We start from the raw sequence: 20,922 nt of genomic DNA, 5'->3' as shown, positions 1-20,922 counted from the left end.
AAATCGTTTATATGTGCAAAAAATCAGGCGGTTGCCCAAAGGATTGGCGGTCTTTAACAGTCCAATCCATGTTGAGGTGAGATTGTGGCCGCCGGCATGCCGCTCGTGACAGCGTACGAAGCCTGTGCCACATTTTGTACCTAATTTGTCCTGCAAAAGCCCCTTCTCGACCAAAGAAGGGACAGCTCATGAGGGAGCCACTTGAAATGGCAACAATCGCGCTTGTCGACGACGACCGCAACATTCTGACGTCGGTGTCGATCGCCCTCGAATCGGAGGGGTATCGCGTCGAAACCTACACGGATGGGGCGTCGGCGCTGGAAGGCCTGGCGGCGCGCCCGCCGAATCTCGCCATCCTTGACATCAAGATGCCGCGCATGGATGGCATGGAGCTTCTGCGCCGGATGCGCCAGAAATCCGACCTGCCGGTGATCTTCCTGACGTCCAAGGACGACGAGATCGATGAGCTTTTCGGCCTCAAGATGGGCGCCGACGACTTCATCCGCAAACCCTTCTCGCAGCGTCTTCTGGTCGAGCGGGTTCGCGCCGTGCTGCGCCGTGCCGGCGCCCGCGAGGCATCGGCCAAGACGCCCAGCCAGCAGGCCCGTTCGCTCGAGCGCGGCCAGCTTGTCATGGACCAGGAGCGTCACACCTGCACCTGGAAGGGCGAGCCGGTGACGCTTACCGTCACCGAGTTCCTGATCCTGCATTCTCTGGCCCAGCGCCCCGGTGTGGTAAAAAGCCGTGATGCGCTGATGGATTCGGCCTATGATGAGCAGGTCTATGTCGATGACCGCACCATCGACAGTCACATCAAGCGGCTTCGCAAGAAGTTCAAGGCCGTCGATGATGACTTCGAGATGATCGAAACCCTTTACGGAGTCGGATATCGGTTCCGCGAAGCATGAATTGATGCATGTCGCCCAAAAGTGGTCCCGGTTTTGCGACAACGACATGCTCAAAACTAAAGACTGAGCGGGGGCCGCTATTCGATGGCAGTGGACGTAGAGCGAGTGAGACGGACGGGCGCCCGGCGCCCGTCGCGGATTCTGCCGGCATTCCTGTCGAGAATCACGGTGCCAATGCGCCGCTTCCTCGGCCACCATATCTTTTCCAGTCTGACGCGGCGCATTCTCTTCCTCAACCTCGCCGGCCTGGCCGTCCTGGTCACCGGCATTCTCTACCTCAACACGTTTCGCGACGGGCTGATCGATGCCCGCGTCGAAAGCCTGATGACCCAGGGCGAGATCATCGCCGGGGCGATCGCGGCATCGGCGACGGTCGAGACCGATTCGATCAGCATCGATCCGGAAAAGCTGCTTGAACTGCAGGCCGGCGAAAGCCTGGGCCCCGGCTCCGATCAGCTCGACAATCTCGATTTTCCGATCAATCCGGAGCGCGTCGCGCCGGTGCTTAGGCGCTTGATTTCGCCGACACGGACGCGCGCCCGCATCTATGATCGCGAGGCCAATCTGTTGCTCGATTCCCGTCATCTCTATTCGCGTGGCCAGATCCTTCGCTACGACCTGCCCCCGGTCGACGCGGAAGAGCCCGACCTTCTGGAACGCATCCAGAAGTTCGTCTTCGACTTCTTCCGCAACACCGCGCTGCCGATCTACCATGAACAGCCGGGCGGCAATGGCGCAGCATTTCCGGAGGTGGTCAAGGCGCTTACCGGCAGCCCGTCGACCATCGTGCGGATCTCCGAACAGGGCGAGCAGATTGTTTCGGTCGCCGTGCCGATCCAGCGCTTCCGCGCCGTCCTCGGCGTGCTGATGCTGTCGACGGAAGGCGGCGACATCGACAAGATCGTCGCGGCCGAGCGCAAGGCGATCCTGCGCGTCTTCGGCATCGCCGCCCTTGTCACCGCGATCCTGTCGATGCTGCTCGCCTCGACCATCGCCAACCCGCTGCGCCGGCTCTCGGCGGCGGCGGTCAGGGTGCGGCGCGGCGTCAAGAATCGCGAGGAAATCCCGGATTTCTCCGACCGGCAAGACGAGATCGGCAATCTGTCGATCGCCGTGCGCGACATGACCAATGCGCTCTACGCCCGCATCGAGGCGATCGAAAGTTTCGCGGCTGACGTCTCGCACGAATTGAAGAACCCGCTGACCTCGCTGCGCAGCGCGGTGGAGACCCTGCCGCTGGCCAAGAACGACACGTCGCGCGGCCGGCTGATGGAGATCATCCAGCACGATGTCAGGCGGCTGGACCGTCTCATCACCGACATTTCCGACGCCTCCCGTCTTGACGCCGAGCTCGCGCGGGAAGACGCAGGAACCGTGGATCTCAAGAAATTCATCACGGATCTGGTCGACGTTTCGCGCACTGCGACGCGCAACAAGAAGACGGTCGACATCGAATTCAAGGTCGCCAAACTGCCGCAGGGCGTCAAAGGCTATTTCGTCGCCGGCCATGATCTGAGGATCGGCCAGGTCATCACCAATCTGATCGAGAATGCCCGCTCCTTCGTTCCTGAAGAGCGCGGCCACATCGCCATATCTCTGGCGCGCGCCGGCAAGGTCAACATCATCACCGTCGACGACAATGGTCCCGGTATCAGGGCCGACAACATCGACCGCATCTTCGAACGCTTCTACACCGACCGGCCGGCCGGCGAGGCGTTCGGCCAGAACTCAGGCCTCGGCCTGTCGATCAGCAGGCAGATCGTCGAAGCCCATGGCGGCACGCTGACCGCCGAGAACATCCCGGGCACCAAACCCGGCGAGATCAAGGGCGCGCGCTTCGTCGTGACACTGCCGGCCGAAGGCTGACGCATGATCCCAAAAAGTGGGCAGCGGTTTTCGGACAAGATAATGCGTAAACCAAAAAGCATGACTCCGAAAAGTGGGTCCGCGGCAGCGAAAAGTGGGAACCGGGTTTCGGACAAGATCATGCCTGATCCAACTGTGCTGGCCGAGAACATTCACGGCACGGCGATCCTGATCGGCGAGTGTGGTGTCCTTATCACGGGACCGTCCGGCTCGGGCAAGACGACGCTGGCGCTCGCCCTCATCGATCATTGTCGCCAGCATGGATTGTTTTCGCGGCTGATCGGCGACGACAGGCTCCTCGCTGCCGATCACGCGGGGCGGCTGGTCTGCCGGGTGCCCACTCCCATCGCCGGCCTCGCCGAGGTGCCCGGATTCGGTCCGCGTCCATTGTCGTTCGAGCCCGGCGGCGTAATCGACCTTCATGTCCGGCTGGTGCCGGCAAGCGAGATGGTCCGCTTCCAGGAAGATGTCGGCGAGCCGATCGCGGGCGTTGTGGTGCCACGAATCGATTTTGCCGAACGCAACGTCTCCACCGCCATGCTGGCCATGATGGCGCGGCTGCCAATTGCGCCTTTCGTATGATCCGGTTCCCGGTTTTTTGCTGCAATGCGTCAAAATGGCCTGGGCCGGTGCAATTTTGGGCTTGTCAACGCGTCTCGCGTCGACAAGATAGCGCTCCCGCCGCCTGGAACGGCCGGCGAGCATGAAACGCCTATGAAGCGGCGATGACGGGAGCCACCAAAGAATGATCGGACTCGTGCTTGTAACGCACGGTCAACTGGCCGCCGAATTCCGCCATGCCGTGGAACATGTCGTCGGGCCACAAGACAGTTTCGAGACCGTGGCGATCGGCGCCGATGACGATATGGAGCAGCGCCGCAGCGACATCGTCGACGCCGTTGCCCGTGTCGACACGGGAGCCGGCGTCATCGTTTTGACGGACATGTTCGGCGGAACGCCCTCCAATCTTGCCATTTCAGTGATGGAATCCGGTCGTACCGAAGTCATTGCTGGCATGAACCTGCCGATGCTGATCAAGCTGTCCAGCATTCGCAAGGGCGACAATATGAGCGCAGCGCTGGACGAGGCGCAGGCGGCCGGCCGCAAATACATCAATGTCGCCAGCCAGCTTCTGAGCAGCAAATGAACGCGCTGTTGGCCAAGAAGGGTGACATCGTCCGGGAATTTGCAATCGTCAACCAGCGTGGCCTGCATGCCCGCGCATCGGCGAAGTTCGTTCAGGTCGCCAGCGGCTTCGACGCCTCCGTCCAGGTCGAGAAGGACGGCGTCACGGTTGGCGGCACCTCAATCATGGGCCTCATGATGCTGGCGGCGAGCCCCGGCTATTCGATCCGCGTCACCGCCAGCGGCCCGGAGGCCGAGCAGGTGATCGACGCGCTGGAGCAACTGGTCGCCTCCCGCTTCGGCGAGGAGTCCTGACGCCCAGAGCGCCGCGCCTGATTTGGACGCGCAAAGGACGCTTTGGCACTTTGAATTGCGCATAGGCTTCCGGAAACCGATTCCGATTCCGGACCGAGGCGTCTCCAAAGACATGCACGGATAAAGATTTCTTTATATCCCATTGTCGTCAGACCGACGATCTGCTAGTCAGGCCGGCAACTCGCGCCCTTCGACACGCCTTCCGGCGTGGGCGCATCCCGAAGACAATTCTTGATCGGAGCACTGCCATGACGGGTAGCAATGACTATGTGGTCGCCGACATCTCGCTTGCCGGCTGGGGCCGCAAGGAGATCGAGATCGCCGAAACCGAAATGCCGGGCCTGATGGCGTGCCGCGAAGAATTCGGCAAGGCGCAGCCGCTCAAGGGCGCGCGCATCACCGGCTCCCTGCACATGACCATCCAGACGGCCGTGCTGATCGAAACGCTGAAGGCGCTCGGCGCCGATATCCGCTGGGCCTCCTGCAACATCTTCTCGACCCAGGACCATGCGGCCGCGGCCATCGCCGAGGCCGGCATTCCGGTCTTCGCCGTCAAGGGCGAGACGCTCGAGGACTACTGGGTCTACACCGACAAGATCTTCCAGTGGGCCGATGGCGGCACCTCCAACATGATCCTCGACGATGGCGGCGACGCCACCATGTACATCCTGATCGGCGCGCGCGCCGAAGCCGGCGAGGATGTGCTCTCCAATCCGGGCAGCGAGGAGGAAGAAATCCTGTTTGCCCAGATCAAGAAGCGTATGGCGGCATCGCCCGGTTTCTTCACCAAGCAGAAGGAAGCGATCCGCGGCGTCACCGAAGAGACGACGACCGGCGTCAACCGGCTCTATCAGTTGCAGAAGAAGGGCCTGCTGCCGTTCCCGGCGATCAACGTCAACGATAGCGTGACCAAGTCGAAATTCGACAACAAATATGGCTGCAAGGAGTCGCTGGTCGACGGCATACGCCGCGGCACCGACACGATGATGGCCGGCAAGGTTGCGGTCGTCTGCGGCTATGGCGATGTCGGCAAGGGTTCTTCGGCTTCGCTCAAGGGCGCTGGCGCCCGCGTCAAGGTCACAGAGGTCGATCCGATCTGCGCGTTGCAGGCGGCGATGGACGGTTTCGAAGTCGTCACGCTCGAGGATGCCGCCCCGACCGCCGACATCATCATCACGACCACCGGCAACAAGGATGTCGTCACCCTCGACCACATGCGGGCGATGAAGGACATGGTGATCGTCGGCAATATCGGTCACTTCGACAACGAGATCCAGGTGGCGTCGCTGCGCAATCTGAAGTGGACCAACATCAAGCCGCAGGTCGACATGATCACCTTCCCGGACGGCAAGCGGATAATCCTTTTGTCGGAAGGCCGACTGCTCAATCTCGGCAACGCCACCGGCCACCCGAGCTTCGTCATGTCGGCGTCCTTCACCAACCAGGTGCTGGCCCAGATCGAGCTGTACACCAAGCCCGGCCAGTATCAGAACCAGGTCTATGTCCTGCCGAAGCATCTCGATGAAAAGGTCGCGCGCCTTCATCTCGACAAGCTCGGCGCCCGGCTCACCGAGCTGTCCGGCGAACAGGCCGCCTATATCGGCGTGACCCCGCAGGGACCGTTCAAGCCGGAACACTACCGCTATTAACCACAGCGGAAATTACCACTAGATATTGAGGCCGGGCGATTGACTTTTCGCCCGGCATTATTTTTGCGCTGATTGATTCTTCACGCCGATTCGCGCAAGCGCTATGGTGCTGATTCGCGGGGCCGGGAGACGAGGGCCGACCTCCGCATCAGGGCGGTCTTGTATTCAGGCGGCGAAGAGGACCAGGACATGCCGGGGGATTACCCGCCTTGCGCGGGACAGGCCGTTTCCGGCGGCCACAACGATTCGGTGACCACGGGTTCCGCTGCCAGAGGCGGGAGCCTTCTATGGCGCGCTGGCAGCCGCGTCGGAAAATTGCTTGCTTCTTCCGCGCTCGCCGGTCCGCTGCTTGGCCTTTCGGCACATGCTGGACCCGCTGCTGCGTCCAAAGCCGGGCTGTCGGTCAGCACCGTCGAGGTCATGCAACTCGCGATGTTTGTCGGCGTCATGGGCGCGGCACTTGTCTCAGCCATTTTCCTGATCCGCGAACGGGCGCGTACCTCGGCGCAGAATGTCGAACTCAGAGCCCGCTTGGCCGACGTCAACGCTGCGCTGCAACGCTCCGAGGCGCTGCTCAATCTGCGCGGCCAGCGTGTCGTCGTATGGGCCTCGGAAAACAAGAAGCCCGAGCTCGTCGGGACATTGCCGGTTGAAAGCGGCGCTCCGGAAGACCGTGCCGCCTTCCTCGCCTTCGGCCGTTGGCTGATGCCGCGCTCGGCGGCGGCGGTCGAAAATGCCGTGGCGGGACTGCGGGAAAAGGCGAAGCCGTTCGATCTCGTCCTTGAATCGCAGGCCGGTGCGCCGCTCGAAGTGCACGGGCGCAAGGGCGCAGCACACGTGGTCGTCCGTTTCGTCTCGCTTTCAGAAACGCAGCGAAGCGAGGCCAGGCTGAAAATCGAGAACCAGCGTCTCGCCGCCGACTATGACACCATGCTCGGCCTTCTCAACGCACTCAGCATGCCAGCATGGCTGCGCATGGCGAACGGGCGGCTGAAATGGGTCAACCGCGCCTATGCCAAGGCGGTCGAGGCGGAAAACGCCGAAGCGGCGGTTCGCGATGCGAAGGAATTCTTGGGTAGCCAGGCGCGCGATGCGATCGCTGCACAGCACAAGTCGCATGCCGTCTTCGAGCAGGCGCTTTCCACTGTGATCGAAGGCGACCGCCGCATGTTCGCCGTGACCGACTTCGCCGGCGCGGACGGTTCGGCGGGTCTTGCCTGCGACACCAGCGCCATCGAAACCATCCGTAACGAATATGAGCGGACCGTGCGGAGCCACGCCGACACGCTCGATCAGCTCAACACCGCCGTGGCGATTTTCGATACCGACGAAAAGCTGCGGTTTTTCAACCAGGCGTTCCAGAAATTATGGGGTCTCGACAGCGGCTTCCTGCACAGTGCTCCCGACAACGCCTTGTTGCTCGACCGGCTGCGCAGCGAAGGCAAGATCGCCGAGCAGCCCGAATGGCGGCGCTGGAAGGAAAGCCTGCTTGGCGCCTATCGCGCGGTCGAGTCGCAGGAACATTGGTGGCATCTGCCGGACGGCAAGACCATCCGCGTCGTCGCCAATCCGCAGCCTAAGGGCGGCGTGACCTGGGTGTTCGAGAACCTGACCGAGAAGATGGACCTCGAAAGCCGCTACCAGACCGCGGTGCGGGTTCAGGGCGAGACGCTCGACAATCTTGCCGAAGGCGTGGCCGTGTTCGGCCCGGACGGAAGGCTCAGATTGTCGAACCCGGCATTCGTAGCACTTTGGGGGCTGGACGCCGACGCAGCCAAGCCCAACGTTCACGTCTCCACCATCCGCGATCTGTGCGACCGGCGCGCGCCGGACAGCCCCTGGCGCGGGTTCGTTGCCGCCATCACCGGTTTCGACGACGAGCGCCGCGACCGCCACGGCCAGACCGAGCTGAACAACGGCACCGTGCTGCGCTACGCGATGATCCCGCTGCCCAACGGGCAGGTGATGATGACCTTCGTCGACGTCACCGACAGCGTCAATGTAGAGCGTGCGCTGAAGGACAAGAACGAGGCGCTGGAAAAATCCGACCAGCTCAAGAACGAGTTCGTGCAGCACGTCTCCTACGAATTGCGCTCGCCGCTGACCAACATCATCGGCTTCACCGAGCTTCTTTCGCTGCCGTCGACCGGGCCATTGAGCCAGAAGCAGCGCGAATATGTTGAGCATGTCGGATCGTCTTCCTCGGTCCTGCTCACCATCGTCAACGATATCCTCGACCTGGCGACCGTGGATGCCGGGATCATGGAGCTCGATATCTCCGAAGTTCACGTCGACCGGACCATCGCTGCCGCTGCCGAGCTTGTCTCCGAACGGCTGGAGGAGCATGCGATCAGGCTCAAGGTCGATGCGGCCACTGCGCCGAAGACGTTCCACGGCGACGAAACCCGCATCCGCCAGATCCTCTACAATCTGCTGAGCAATGCCGCGAACTACGCTCCGGAAGCGAGCACCATCACGCTCGCCTGCCGCTCGCTTGCCGAAGGCGTGGAATTCTCCGTTCACGACGACGGTCCCGGCATGCCGCCGGACCTGCTCGATTCGGTGTTCCGGCGTTTCGAACCGCGCACCAATGGCGGCCGCCGGCGCGGCGCCGGCCTCGGCCTGTCGATCGTCAAGAGCTTTGTCGAGCTGCACGGCGGCAGCGTCCGCATCGAGACCGGCAAGGACATGGGCACAACCGTCATTTGTGCCTTTCCCGACACGCCGTCCGGCATCCGCGCGGCGGCCGAGTAGCGCGCTCGATGGCAGGCGTGGTGCTGGAGCGTTTTCTCGCCGACGAGGCTGCGACCGCAAGGCTGGGCGAGGATCTGGCCATGTCGCTTCAACCCGGCGACGTGCTTGCGCTCAAAGGCGATCTCGGTGCCGGCAAGTCGAGTTTGGCGCGGGCGCTGATCAGGGCAATGACCGACGATTCCGGTCTCGACGTGCCGAGCCCGACCTTCACGCTCGTCCAGAGCTATGAGGCGCGCATTCCAGTCCATCATTTCGACCTCTATCGCCTGTCCTCGGCGTCCGAACTGGATGAACTGGGTTTCGACGAAGCACTGGTGCAAGGCGCTGCCCTGGTCGAATGGCCTGAACGGGCAGAGGACTATTTGCCAGAGACTTCGGCTCTGATCGAACTTGTCCATCAGGACGACGGGCGCCTGGCGAGATTGTCGGGACAAGGCGCTGCCTTCGAGCGCGCGGCGCGATCGCTGGCCATGCGCGATTTTCTCGAAAGAGCTGGCTGGGGCGAAGCGCAGAGACGCTATTTTATCGGCGACGCCTCGGCCCGCTCCTATGAGATCGTCTCGCTGGCCGGCCTGCCGCCGCGCGTGTTGATGAACTCGCCGCGGCTGGTGCTCGGGCCGCCGGTCCGCGACGGCAGGCCCTATGCGGTGATCGCCCACACCGCGCAATCCGTCTCGGCTTTCGTCGCTATCGACCGGGCGTTGCGGGCCGGCGGCATCAGCGCCCCGGAGATCCACGCGCAGGACCTGGACCAGGGCTTTCTTCTGCTCGAGCATCTCGGCTCGGAGCGATTTCTCGGCCAGCACGGTCAGCCGGTGGCGGAGCGCTACGCGGCGGCGGCCGAACTGCTCGCCATGATGCATGGCAAGGCATGGCCCGATCGCATCGAGGTCGCGCCCGGCGTCTTTCACGACGTGCCGCCTTTCGATCGCGACGCCATGATGATCGAAGCCGAATTGCTGGTCGACTGGTATGTGCCGGCGATATCAGGCGGCCCGGCAAGCGATGCTTTGCGCGCCGGCTATAACAGGGAATGGGATGCGGTCCTCAACCGGCTGGAAGGGCGCGAATACACGCTTATGCTGCGCGACTTTCATTCGCCGAACATCATCTGGCGCGGCGAGCGTACCGGCCACGATCGCCTCGGCATCGTCGATGTCCAGGACGCGCTGATCGGCCCGTCCGCTTACGATCTCGCCTCGCTGGCCATGGATGCGCGCGTTACGCTTTCGCCTGAGATCGAGCGGCGGACGCTGGATGCCTATATCGCTGCGCGCCATAAGGCTGGCGCTTTCAACGAAGACGAATTCGTCGAGACCTATGCGATCATGGCGGCGCAGCGCAATTCGAAGATACTCGGCATTTTCGTCCGGCTCGAAAAGCGCGACGGCAAGCCCTATTATCTAAAACACCTGCCGCGCATTCGCGACTATCTCCGGCGAGCGCTGGCGCATCCCGGGCTAGCCAACTTGCGGGATTTCTACGCCGCCCACGGCTTGCTGGAGGAACGGTCGTTGTGACGGCGCGCCTCAAGACCGCAATGGTGCTTGCCGCCGGGCTGGGAAAGCGCATGCGGCCAATCACCGACACGATGCCGAAGCCGCTGGTCAAGATATCAGGCAAGACACTGCTCGACTGGAGCCTGGACAGCCTGGCCCACGCCGGCGTCGACAAGGCCGTGGTCAACGTCCATTATTTTCCGGAACAGATCGTCGCCCATGTCGCCGCGCGCCGCGCCCCGCGGGTCGTCATTTCCGATGAAAGCGAAAGACTGCTCGATTCCGCCGGCGGCATCGTCCATGCTTTGCCGGAACTGGGAGGGGCTCCTTTTTACATTGTCAACGCCGACACCTTCTGGATCGACAGCGGCGTGCCCAACCTTGCCCGCCTCGCCCTTGCGTGGGACGCGGCGAAAATGGATATTCTGCTGATGCTCGCGGATCCCCAGTCAGCAACCGGACACAGCGGCGGCACGGATTTCCTGATGTCGCCGGACGGCGCCTTGCGGCGTTCGAAAGGCGACCCGACAGGCCTGATCTATGCCGGTGCGGCGATCGTCCATCCCAGGCTTTTCAAGGATGCGCCGGCCGGGCCGCATTCGCTCAACGCCTATTTCGATGCGGCCATCGCTGCCGGTCGCCTGTTCGGTATGGTGATGCAGGGCCATTGGATCACAGTCGGCACGCCCGACGCCATTCTGCTTGCGGAAGCGGCGGTTGCCGCCGCTCTTGCTGAGTCGCCCAGCGCCTTCACCGAGTTGAAATGAGCGGCTCCCGCCGCGTTTTCTCAATCCCGCCCGGAGCGCCGTTTCTGCCGACGCTGGCCGAGGCTCTGCTGTCAGGGCGGCTCGTTCCCGATTTCCGCTTCGACTGCGACCCGCTGGCGCTGGCCGACGCCACCATTTACGTGCCGACGCGCCGCGCCGCGCGGGCGCTGCGCGGCGTTTTCGTCGACCGTCTGGGCAGCCGCTCGGCTATCCTGCCGGTCATCCGCCCGCTCGGCGAGTTCGACGAGGACGAGGCCGCGTTCGAGACCGACGCATCGGCGGCAATCGACCTCGCGCCGCCGATCGCCGCAATCGAGCGGCTGCTGCTGCTGGCGCCGCTGGTTCGCGCCTGGAAACGCCGCCTGCCGGCGCATGTCGCGGCACTTTTCGACGAGGAGATCGTCGTGCCGGCCTCCGCCGCCGACGCCATCTGGCTGGCGCGCGACCTGGCCCGGCTGATGGACGAAATCGAGACGGAAGGTACGGACTGGACCAGGCTCGCCGATCTGGTGACCGGCAACCTCGCCGGCTGGTGGCAAGTGACACTCGACTTCCTGAGAATCGTCACCGAAAACTGGCCGAATCTCCTCGAAGAACGCGACCGCTCCAACCCGGCCGCGCATCGTAATGCGCTGATAAGGCTGGAAGCAGCACGGCTAAAGCGCAATCCGCCGGCCGGACCGGTGATCGCCGCCGGCTCCACCGGGTCCATTCCTACCACGGCCGAACTGCTTGCGGTGATCGCCGGCCTGCCCAGCGGCGCCGTCGTGCTGCCCGGCCTCGACCTGATGCTGGATGAGCCGTCTTTCGCGGCGATCGCCGCACCTGGCGCCCGGCCGGCCTTGCTTGGCCACCCGCAATACGGCCTGGCAAAACTGATCGGCAAGATCGGCGTGCTGCGCGGCGATGTCGGGGAGATCGCCGTTGCCGAAAGGCCGCTCGCGCTGCGCGCCGCTCTTGTCGGCGAAGCGCTGCGGCCGGCTGAGACCACCGAGCTGTGGGCGCAGACGCGCGCCCGCTTTACGGCCGGCGATATCACCGAGGCCTTCGCCGACGTGACGCTACTCGAAGCCGCCGGCGAGCGCGACGAAGCGGTGGCTATCGCCGTCGCGCTCAAACGCGCCGTCGAACAGCCCGGCCAGCGCGCCGCACTCGTCACTGGCGACCGCGCGTTGGCGCGGCGCGTCTCGGTCGAGCTCTTGCGGTTTGGTGTCGTCGCGGACGATTCGGGCGGCGCGCCGCTCATCAACACGCCAGCCGCCGGCCTGCTCAGGCTGGCGCTTCAGGCCGCGTTCCGGCCCGGCGACCCGGTCGCTCTGCTGTCGCTGCTCAAGCACCCGCTGCTTGGCCTCGGCCTGGAACGCACAAGCGTCCGTCACGCGGCGGAGATCGTCGAACTGGTGGCGCTGCGCGGCGGCACCGGCCGCCCCGACGTCGCCTCGCTGCCGGAGCTATTCGAGGCCCGCCTCACCGGCCTGGGCAGCACCCGGCCGCCCTTCTGGTTTTCCCGCCTGACTGTGCGAAACATCGAGCGCGCCCGCGAATTGCTCGTTCGCCTTGCCGATGCTCTGGCGCCGCTGACCGCCTTTCGCAGTCAAGCCGAAGCCGATCTTGCCGAATTGACCCGGGCCAGTGTCGTCGCGCTCGAAAGTTTAGGCCGCACCGCGGACGGCAGCCTGAGCGAACTCTATGCCGGCGACGCCGGCGAGAAGCTTGCCGAGCTTTTGCGCGGGCTGGTCGCCGCCTCGGCGCCGTTGTCCTTCGCGGCTGACGAATGGCCCGATGTGATGGAGGCGCTGATCGCGCCCGAAACCGTCAAACCGGCACAAGGCACCGACCGGAACATCGCCATCTGGGGTGCACTGGAAGCCCGGTTGCAGAGCGTCGACACACTGGTCGTCGGCGGGCTCAACGAAGGCGTGTGGCCGCGCAAGCCGGAAGGCGACCGCTTCATGTCGCGTCTGATGAAGACCGGCATCGATCTCGAACCGCCCGAACGGCGCATCGGCTTGGCCGCCCATGATTTCCAGATGGCCATGGGAGCGAAGAAAGTGGTGTTGGCGCGCTCCGCCCGCTCCGGCGACGCGCCGGCAGTGCCGTCGCGCTGGCTACAGCGCCTCCTGACGTTCATCGGTAAGGACCATGCGGCGGTGCTTCGCCGGCGTGGTGATGAATTCCTGTCCTGGGCACGGGCGCTCGATGCCGCGGAAAGGAGAGATTTCGCGCCGCGGCCGCAGCCGAAGCCGCCGCTGACTGTGCGGCCGAAGCATTTCTCCGTCACCGAAATCGAGACGCTGCGCCGCGACCCTTACGCCATCTATGCCAGGAGGATTCTCGGCCTGATGCCGCTCGATCCGGTCATCCGCGACCCGGGCGCCGCCGAGCGCGGCACGCTGTTTCACGCCATCCTGCACCTCTTCACGGCCAGGGTCGCCGACCCGCTTGTGCCGGAGGCGCTGGATGGTCTTATCGCCGCCGGCCGCGCATGTTTTACCGAGGCCGCCCTTCCTCCCGATGTCGAGGCGGTGTGGTGGCCGCGCTTCGAAAAGCTCGCCGCCGGCATCATCGAATGGGAGCGCGGCCGCGCCTTCGCCGTGACAATGCGGCACGCCGAGGAGCGCGCCGAGAAAACCGGCGTCGGCCAGTCCGGCGTGACGCTGTCCGGCTATGCCGATCGTGTCGATCTCCTGGCCGGCGGCATGGCCGACATCCTGGATTACAAGACCGGCTCCTCGCCGTCCAAGGCGCAGGCTCATACGCTCCTTTCGCCGCAACTGGCGCTCGAAGGCGCGCTGCTCAGCCGCGGCGCCTTCAAGGGGCTTGGCGCGCGCGAGCCGTCGCAGCTGGCCTTCATCAGGCTGAAACCGAACGGCGAGGTGTTCGAGGAATCCATCCTCGAATACAACCGCAAGCCGCGAACCGCCGCCGATCTCGCCGAGGAGGCCTGGGTGCGGCTTGAAAAGCTGCTGATCCACTATGCCGACCCGGCGACCTTCTATCTGTCGCGCGCGCTGCCGTTCCGCGAGGGCGAGACCGATGGCGACTACGACCATCTCGCCCGCGTGCTCGAATGGTCTGCCGGCGGCGACGCCGACGACGAGGGAGGGGAGGCATGAAGAAGGCCTATCCCATCCCGACCGACACCGCCGCCAGCCAGGCAAGCGCCTCCGACCCGCAAAACTCCGCCTGGGTGTCGGCCAATGCCGGATCGGGCAAGACCCATGTGCTGGCTCAGCGTGTTATCCGGCTCTTGCTGCGCGGCACCGATCCGTCGAAGATCCTGTGCCTGACCTACACCCGCGCCGCCGCCGCCAACATGTCGAACCGGGTGTTTTCGACTTTGTCGGAATGGACGGCGCTTGGCGACGTCGAACTGGCGGCAAGGATAGCGGCGCTGGACGGTCGCCAGCCCGATCGCGAAACCGTGCGCCGCGCGCGCCGGCTGTTCGCCGAGGCGCTCGAGACACCGGGCGGGCTGAAGATCCAGACCATCCACGCCTTCTGCGAATCGGTGCTGCACCAGTTTCCGCTGGAGGCCAACATACCGGCCCATTTCGAAATGCTCGATCCCCAGATGGAGGCATCGCTCTTCGCCGCCGCCCGCCGCGACATGATCTCGGGCACTGCCGCCGGCGATGCGGGGCTGGCCGAGGCTTTCGCCGCCATTCTGGAACGCGGCGGCGAACATGGGCTCGACGCCTTGCTGGCCGAGATCGTGCGCAAGCGCGACGGCTTGCGCGCCTTCATCAGCGCTGCCGGCGGTGATAGCTTCCGCGCGCTGTTCGACGAGTTTAGGTTTCGCGCCGGCCAGACCGCCGAAGGCCTGGCGGCGTCCGTCTGGCCGCTGCCGGGCTTCCTGCCGGACTATTTCGTCACCTTTGCCCGCGCTGCCGAAGCCGCCGATGCCCGCATCGTGCTGAACAATTTGCTGCCCTACGCCCATCTTGCCCTCGCCGAGAAGGATCCGGTTCGCCGGCTGCAATTGTTGGCAAAAGCCTTCCTGCGAGCCGATGGCGAGCCTTATGAGCCGGCAAAGACGTTCAAGAAGGCGTTGCTCGACCGATTGCCGCATCTTGCCGAGCGCTATCTCTCGGCGGCCGATGCCATTCTCGAAATCTCCGATCGATTGGCCTTGTTCAGGATGGTCGAGGGCACACGTGCCGCGCTGACCATCGCCGACTGGCTGATCGCCCGCTACGAGCACTTGAAGCGCGCCCGCGGCTTTCTCGACTTCAACGATCTCATCACCCGAACGGTCAATCTTCTGGCGCGGCCCGACGCCGGTCCTTGGGTGCAATACAAGCTCGACCAGGGCATCGACCATATCCTGCTCGACGAGGCGCAGGACACCAGTCCCGACCAATGGGAGGTGGTGAAGCGGCTGGCGGAGGAATTCTTTGCCGGGCTCGGCGCGCGCGACACGGTTCACCGCACGGTCTTTGCCGTCGGCGACGAAAAACAGTCGATCTATTCCTTTCAAGGAGCGGCGCCCGACTCCTTCGCCGACTCAAGGCTGCTGTTTGCCGGAAAGGTGCGCGACGCCAACGCCGCCTTCGCCGATCTGAAGCTGACCTGGTCGTTCCGCTCGACCGACGACGTGCTTGCGGCGGTGGATCGTGTCTTTGCCGACCCGGTCGTGCGGCGCGGCATCAGCCACGATCCCGACCCGCTGAACCACAAGGCGATCCGCACCGATGCGCCGGGCTATGTCGAGGTCTGGCCGTCGATCGGTGCCGACGCCGTTGACGAGCCTGACGACTGGACGCAAGCCGTCGACCACGCCCATGCGCCGGCGGTGCGTGTTGCCGAAAACGTCGCGGCGACCATTTCCGGCTGGATCGGCGCCGGCGAAATCATCGAAGGCCGCGGCAAGAAGCTTCGGCCAGGCGACGTGCTGGTGCTGGTGCGCAAGCGCGATCGCTTCGTCCATGCGCTGACGCGCGCACTGAAGCGCCGCGACATCCCTGTCGCCGGCGCCGACCGGCTCAGCCTGCCCGGCCATATTGCGGTAAAGGACCTGATCGCGCTCGGCCACTTTCTCGTCCAGCCTGAGGACGATCTGTCGCTTGCCGCCGTGCTGCGCAGCCCGATTTTCGATGTTTCGGAAGAGACGCTTTTCGCGCTTGCCGGCGAGCGGCCGTCCGGCCTCTCGTTGATCGCCTCGCTCAGGCAGCATGCCGGTGAAAGCGCTGCCTTGGCCGCAATCGCTGCCCGACTCGACACTTGGTCCGATGAAGCCGCATTCAAGCCGGTGTTCGAATTCTATGCCGGGGCTCTCGCCCGCGACGGCCTGCGCAAGAAGATGATAGCGCGGCTCGGGCCGGAAGCCGGCGACATCCTCGACGAGTTCCTGAGCTTCTGCCTGGCCGAGGAACGGACCGGCCTGCCGGGACTGGCATCCTTCCTGTCGACGCTGGAAAATGCCGGCCCCGAGATCAAGCGTGAAATGGACCAGACCCGCGACGAGGTTCGCGTCATGACCGTGCATGCCGCCAAGGGCCTGGAGGCGCCTGTCGTGTTCCTGGTCGACGGCGGTTCTGCCCCGTTCAGCGACCAGCATCTGCCGCGACTGATGCCGTTCGAAGGCTCGGGCGACCATTGGGACGGCAAGGGCTATCTCTGGCGCTCGGCCAGCGATGTCGCCAATGGATTTTCGCGGGCCGCTTCGGCCCGCGCTCGCGAGCTGGCCGACGACGAGTACCGCCGGCTGCTCTATGTCGGCATGACCCGGGCCGAGGACCGGCTGATCGTCTGCGGCTATCACGGCAAGCGGGCACCGAACGCCGGCACCTGGCATTCGATCGTCAGCCGCGCGCTGGTCGGCGCCCCCGAAAGTGCTGAGCGGCAGCACCCCGCCACCGGCGAGACCGTGCATCGGTTTCACGTGACAAAATTGCCGCCGGTCGGACATGCGGCTGCCGAAGAGGCGCGGCAGACGACACAGTTCGAGCCGTTGCCGAAGAGCCTGTTCCAGCCCTTGCCGCCCTTCGAGGATCTGCCGCGGCCGCTGTCGCCGTCCGGCGCCTCGGTGCTGATCGACGAGGCCAAGCAAGCGGTGATCGACACCGGCTCGCCTGTGCTGGACACCGAGGCGGAGCCTGGCTTTGCCGTGATGCGGGGGCTGGCGCTGCACAAGTTGCTGCAGATGCTGCCGGGCATTGCGGAGGCCGAACGCCGCTATGCCGCGGAACGCTACCTCAAGCGCGCCGGGGCGCAATGGCCTGAAACCGAGCGCGACAAGGCCTTGGCCTCGGTGGTGACGATCCTTGCCGACAGCCGCTTCGATCAGCTGTTCGCGTCGAATTCACGCGCTGAAGTCGCGGTCATGGGCAGCCTGGAGGTGAAGGGCAAGCTGCGCTCGATCTCCGGCAAGATCGACCGGCTGGCGGTCACATCAGGCAAGGTGTCGATCGTCGATTACAAGACCAACCGGCCAGCGCCCGCAACCCTTGCGGACGTTCCACCGGCCTATGTCCTGCAGCTCGCGCTTTATCGCGCGCTGCTCCAGCCGCTTTATCCCGAGCATGAGGTCTCGGCGGCGCTGCTGTTCACTGAAGCACCACGGCTGATCGAGCTGCCGCCGGCGGTCATGGACGACGCTCTTGCCCGACTCACGGGAGCGTGACACAACAGCTGCTTGAAGAAGGGCGCGATCACCACCACATTTGGTGCGACAATAACTCTCGAAAGGATTTTCGCATGGCCACCGTCAAGGTCGACAAGAGCAATTTCCAGACCGATGTGCTTGACGCCAAGGAGCCGGTCGTCGTCGATTTCTGGGCGGAGTGGTGCGGCCCCTGCAAGATGATCGCGCCGGCGCTGGAAGACATCGCCATCGAACTCGGCGGCAAGGTCAAGATCGCCAAGCTCAACATTGACGAGAATCCCGAGCTTGCGGCGCAGTTCGGCGTGCGCTCGATCCCGACGCTGATGATTTTCAAGGGCGGCGAAATGGCCGACATGAAGGTCGGCGCCGCGCCGAAGACGGCGCTGTCCCACTGGATCAACGGCAATCTCGCCTGATCCGATTGAGAATTTCGCAGACAAGCCCGGCCCTCGCGCCGGGCTTTTTGTTGGCGTCACCGAACTGCCGATCTGGCACTCGCCACTTGCCGCCTCATGTTCTTGTCTGGCTTAAAGGCAGGAGAACGATATGACCGGATCCGCCACGGCCACCGTCTTCATCGACAATGAGCGCGTTATCGTCACCGAATACCGCTTCGCGCCGGGCGACAACACCGGCTGGCACCGTCATGCCCATGATTACGTCATCGTGCCGCTGATGGACGGCAAGCTCAAGCTCCTGACCAAGGACGGCGAATCCTTCGCCGAAATGAAGAAGGGGGCGCCCTATTTCCGCAAGGAGGGCGTGGAGCATGACGTCATCAACGCCAATGAGGGCGAGTATGCCTTCATCGAGATCGAGCTGAAGTAACGCGGGAGCAGGCCCTCGCAACATCGCCGCTTGAGGCAGGAAGCGCAATGACTTGGCAATCGCTCCCGCGTTCGAGACCGTTCAGCTTTCGATAGAACCGCCGAACCGCTCTAAGTATTTGTTTTACGCAATTCCCTAGGGAAAGCGCGACGCGCTTTTCCCGGGAAAGCCGCGACGCACTTTTCCTGGAATTGTTCTGGCCTCTTCGTACCGGAGGTCCGGCAGAATAGATCAGGTCGGCGGTGTGCCGTTTTCGGCCAGCACCGCGCCGGCCAGATAGAGCGAGCCGCTGATCAGGATGCGCGGCGGCGGTCCGTCCCATGTGTCGCGCAGCAGCATCAGCGCATTGGCGACGGAGCTCACCGGTTCGGCCGAAAGGCCGGCCTCGACGGCGCGGATCGCCAGTTCGTCATTCGGCACGCTTGCCTCGCTGAGGCTCACCGGCACCGTGTAGACATGCCGCACCAGCCCCTTGAAGGCGCTGAAATAGCCGCTCTGGTCTTTGGTGTTGATCATGCCGGAAATCAGGAACAGCGGCCGCGGGTTCTTTTCCTCCTGCTCGGCAAGTGCTTCGGCGACGACCACGCCGGCGCCCGGATTGTGGCCGCCGTCGAGCCAGATGTCGGCGCCCTTCGGCGCCAGTTCCGTCAGCCTGCCTTGCGGCAATTTCTGCATCCGCCCCGGCCAGGTGACATTGGCCATCGCCTTGTCTGCGACGCGATGGCTGATCTCGAAGCCCGCCGCCTTGACCGCCGCAATCGCCGCCGCCGCATTGGCGAACTGGTGGCGCCCTGGCAGCCGCGGCGGCGACAGGTCCATCAGCCCGTCTTCGTCCTGATAGACCATCCGGCCGTTTTCCTCGAAGGCGAGGAAATCCTGGCCATAGACGAAGGCGGGACAGCCGAGCCGCTCGGCGGTTTCGATAAGCACCTGCAGCGCCGTTTCGCTTTCCTGCGCGCCGATGACCACCGGGCAACCGCCCTTGATGATGCCGGCTTTTTCGGCGGCGATCAGTTCGACACGATCGCCGAGAAAGGATTCGTGGTCGAGCGAGACCGGCATGATCACCGACACCGCCGGCTCGCTGATGACATTGGTGGCATCGAAGCGGCCGCCAAGGCCGACCTCGATGATGACGGCATCTGCCGGATATTCGGAAAACAGCAGGAAGGTGACGGCGGTGAGGATTTCGAAGACGGTGATCTTCTGGCCTTCATTGGCTTTGGCGACGCGGGCGATGGCGTCGGCGAAGACCTTATCCTCGACCAGCCTGCCGCCGCCGTCGGCGGCCAGCCGGTAGCGCTCATGCCAGTTCACCAGATGCGGCGATGTGTGGACATGGACGCGGTGGCCGGATGCTTCCAGCAGCGCCCGCGAAAACGCGGCGCAGGAGCCCTTGCCGTTGGTGCCGGCGATGTGGATGACCGGCGGCAGATGGTCCTGCGGATTGCCCAGCCGCTCCAGCAGCCGCGAAATGCGGTCGAGCGAAAGATCGAAGCCCTTCGGATGAAGCGACATCAGGCTTTCGATTTCGCGGTCGGCTGCAAGCGTGGTCATGGGAGAATCCTAGCGCATGACCCCGAAAATCGAAATCGGAAAGCATCATGCGCGAATCAAGATGCTACAGCGCCACAGATGGCGCGCAATCGCGGTTCGCGACGACGAATGTCGCGTCAGGCTTGCGGGCGTGCTTCCGCCGGGAGCGCCACCGGCGGCAGAATTTCCGGTTCCAGCGGCTTTTCTTCTTCCGGCAGCTTAAGCAGCATTTTCAGGAGCCGCGCGATCGTCTGGCGCATCTCCAGCCGCGACACCACCATGTCGACCATGCCGTGCTCCATCAGATACTCGGCGCGCTGGAAGCCGTCGGGCAGTTTTTCCCTGATGGTCTGCTCGATGACGCGCGGCCCGGCAAAACCGATCAGCGCGCCGGGCTCGGCGATGTGCACGTCGCCCAGCATGGCGTAAGAGGCGGTGACGCCGCCGGTGGTCGGGTTGGTCAGGACGACAATATAGGGAAGACCGGCTTCCTTCAGCCGATCGACGCCGATCGTGGTTCTCGGCAATTGCATGAGCGACAGGATGCCTTCCTGCATGCGGGCGCCGCCGGAGGCCGCGAACAGGATCAGCGGCCGCTTGCGTTGCACAGCGATCTCAAAGCCACGAACGATGGCATCGCCGGCTGCCATGCCGAGCGAGCCGCCCATGAAGGCGAAGTCCTGCACGGTCACCACCACCGGCAGGCCCTCGACGGTCCCCACCGCATTGATGATGGCGTCCTCCAGCCCGGTCTTGGCCTTGGCCTCCTTCAGCCGGTCGGTGTAGCGCTTCTCGTCGCGGAATTTCAGCGGATCCTGCACCACCTTGGGGTTTTCGAGCATCTCGTACTTGCCGTCGTCGAAGAAGAATCTCAGCCGCTCCTTGGCCGAGATCTTCATGTGATGGCCGGAGGACGGGATGACGAACTGGTTCTGCTCCAGGTCCTTATGGAAGACCATCTCGCCGGTCTCCGGATCCTTGATCCAGAGGTTCTCAGGCATGTCGGTGCGCCGGCCGAGCATCGAATTGATCTTCGGGCGAACGTAGTTGGTGATCCAGTTCATCGCT

General features: G+C 64.2%; 15 protein-coding genes. 13 read left to right on the top strand and 2 right to left on the bottom strand.

From position 1 onward, the window contains the following. Positions 1-206 precede the first annotated feature (206 nt). The 13 genes from EOA78_RS07540 to EOA78_RS07475 all read left to right on the top strand — a co-directional run bounded on the left by EOA78_RS07540 (position 207) and on the right by EOA78_RS07475 (position 18,318). Positions 207-908: a response regulator transcription factor gene (locus EOA78_RS07540; protein ID WP_127314573.1), complete on the top strand. Its 702-nt coding sequence runs from the start codon at positions 207-209 to the stop codon at positions 906-908. Between the two features lie 84 nt (positions 909-992). Next, positions 993-2,774, top strand: a complete 1,782-nt coding sequence (locus tag EOA78_RS07530; protein ID WP_127314572.1) for a sensor histidine kinase — start codon at positions 993-995, stop codon at positions 2,772-2,774. Between the two features lie 120 nt (positions 2,775-2,894). Continuing rightward, a complete protein-coding gene (locus tag EOA78_RS07525) occupies positions 2,895-3,356 on the top strand; it encodes an HPr kinase/phosphorylase (protein ID WP_127314571.1) in 462 nt (153 codons plus the stop codon). Between the two features lie 163 nt (positions 3,357-3,519). Continuing rightward, the gene (locus tag EOA78_RS07520) at positions 3,520-3,921 is read left to right on the top strand and encodes a PTS sugar transporter subunit IIA (protein WP_029347440.1); all 402 of its coding nucleotides are present in this window, start codon (positions 3,520-3,522) and stop codon (positions 3,919-3,921) included. Beyond that, positions 3,918-4,214 (top strand): HPr family phosphocarrier protein, encoded by a 297-nt coding sequence (locus EOA78_RS07515; protein ID WP_127314570.1) that lies wholly within the window; start codon positions 3,918-3,920, stop codon positions 4,212-4,214. The genes EOA78_RS07520 and EOA78_RS07515 overlap by 4 nt, the downstream gene beginning before the upstream one ends. Positions 4,215-4,462: 248 nt before the next feature. Then, a complete protein-coding gene (gene ahcY / locus EOA78_RS07510) occupies positions 4,463-5,863 on the top strand; it encodes an adenosylhomocysteinase (RefSeq protein ID WP_127314569.1) in 1,401 nt (466 codons plus the stop codon). Between the two features lie 189 nt (positions 5,864-6,052). Beyond that, positions 6,053-8,617, top strand: a complete 2,565-nt coding sequence (locus EOA78_RS07505) for a PAS domain-containing sensor histidine kinase (RefSeq protein WP_127314568.1) — start codon at positions 6,053-6,055, stop codon at positions 8,615-8,617. 8 nt (positions 8,618-8,625) lie between these two features. After that, positions 8,626-10,137, top strand: a complete 1,512-nt coding sequence (tsaE, locus tag EOA78_RS07500) for a tRNA (adenosine(37)-N6)-threonylcarbamoyltransferase complex ATPase subunit type 1 TsaE (RefSeq protein WP_127314567.1) — start codon at positions 8,626-8,628, stop codon at positions 10,135-10,137. Beyond that, a complete protein-coding gene (locus tag EOA78_RS07495; RefSeq protein WP_127314566.1) occupies positions 10,134-10,883 on the top strand; it encodes a nucleotidyltransferase family protein in 750 nt (249 codons plus the stop codon). Before tsaE ends, EOA78_RS07495 begins: the two co-directional genes overlap by 4 nt. Continuing rightward, on the top strand, positions 10,880-13,999 hold the full coding sequence (addB, locus tag EOA78_RS07490) for a double-strand break repair protein AddB (RefSeq protein ID WP_127314565.1): 3,120 nt from the start codon (positions 10,880-10,882) through the stop codon (positions 13,997-13,999). Before EOA78_RS07495 ends, addB begins: the two co-directional genes overlap by 4 nt. Continuing rightward, positions 13,996-17,508, top strand: coding sequence for a double-strand break repair helicase AddA (gene addA / locus EOA78_RS07485; protein WP_127314564.1), 3,513 nt, complete (start codon positions 13,996-13,998; stop codon positions 17,506-17,508). The genes addB and addA overlap by 4 nt, the downstream gene beginning before the upstream one ends. 74 nt (positions 17,509-17,582) lie before the next feature. Further along, positions 17,583-17,906 carry a thioredoxin gene (trxA, locus tag EOA78_RS07480; RefSeq protein WP_091592579.1) on the top strand — a complete coding sequence of 108 codons (324 nt, stop codon included), beginning with the start codon at positions 17,583-17,585 and terminating at the stop codon, positions 17,904-17,906. A gap of 130 nt (positions 17,907-18,036) precedes the next feature. Beyond that, positions 18,037-18,318 (top strand): cupin domain-containing protein, encoded by a 282-nt coding sequence (locus EOA78_RS07475; RefSeq protein WP_127314563.1) that lies wholly within the window; start codon positions 18,037-18,039, stop codon positions 18,316-18,318. Positions 18,319-18,549: 231 nt separating this feature from the next. On the opposite strand, the gene EOA78_RS07470 is transcribed toward EOA78_RS07475, so the two are convergent. Then, positions 18,550-19,875 carry a folylpolyglutamate synthase/dihydrofolate synthase family protein gene (locus EOA78_RS07470; protein WP_127314562.1) on the bottom strand — a complete coding sequence of 442 codons (1,326 nt, stop codon included), beginning with the start codon at positions 19,873-19,875 and terminating at the stop codon, positions 18,550-18,552. Positions 19,876-19,991: 116 nt separating this feature from the next. Continuing rightward, the gene (accD, locus tag EOA78_RS07465) at positions 19,992-20,918 is read right to left on the bottom strand and encodes an acetyl-CoA carboxylase, carboxyltransferase subunit beta (RefSeq protein ID WP_127314561.1); all 927 of its coding nucleotides are present in this window, start codon (positions 20,916-20,918) and stop codon (positions 19,992-19,994) included. Positions 20,919-20,922 lie beyond the last annotated feature (4 nt).

It is taken from the genome of Mesorhizobium sp. M5C.F.Cr.IN.023.01.1.1, from assembly GCF_003997585.1.
GTDB classification, from domain to species: domain Bacteria; phylum Pseudomonadota; class Alphaproteobacteria; order Rhizobiales; family Rhizobiaceae; genus Mesorhizobium; species Mesorhizobium wenxiniae.
This window is presented reverse-complemented; position numbering and strand designations above follow the sequence as displayed.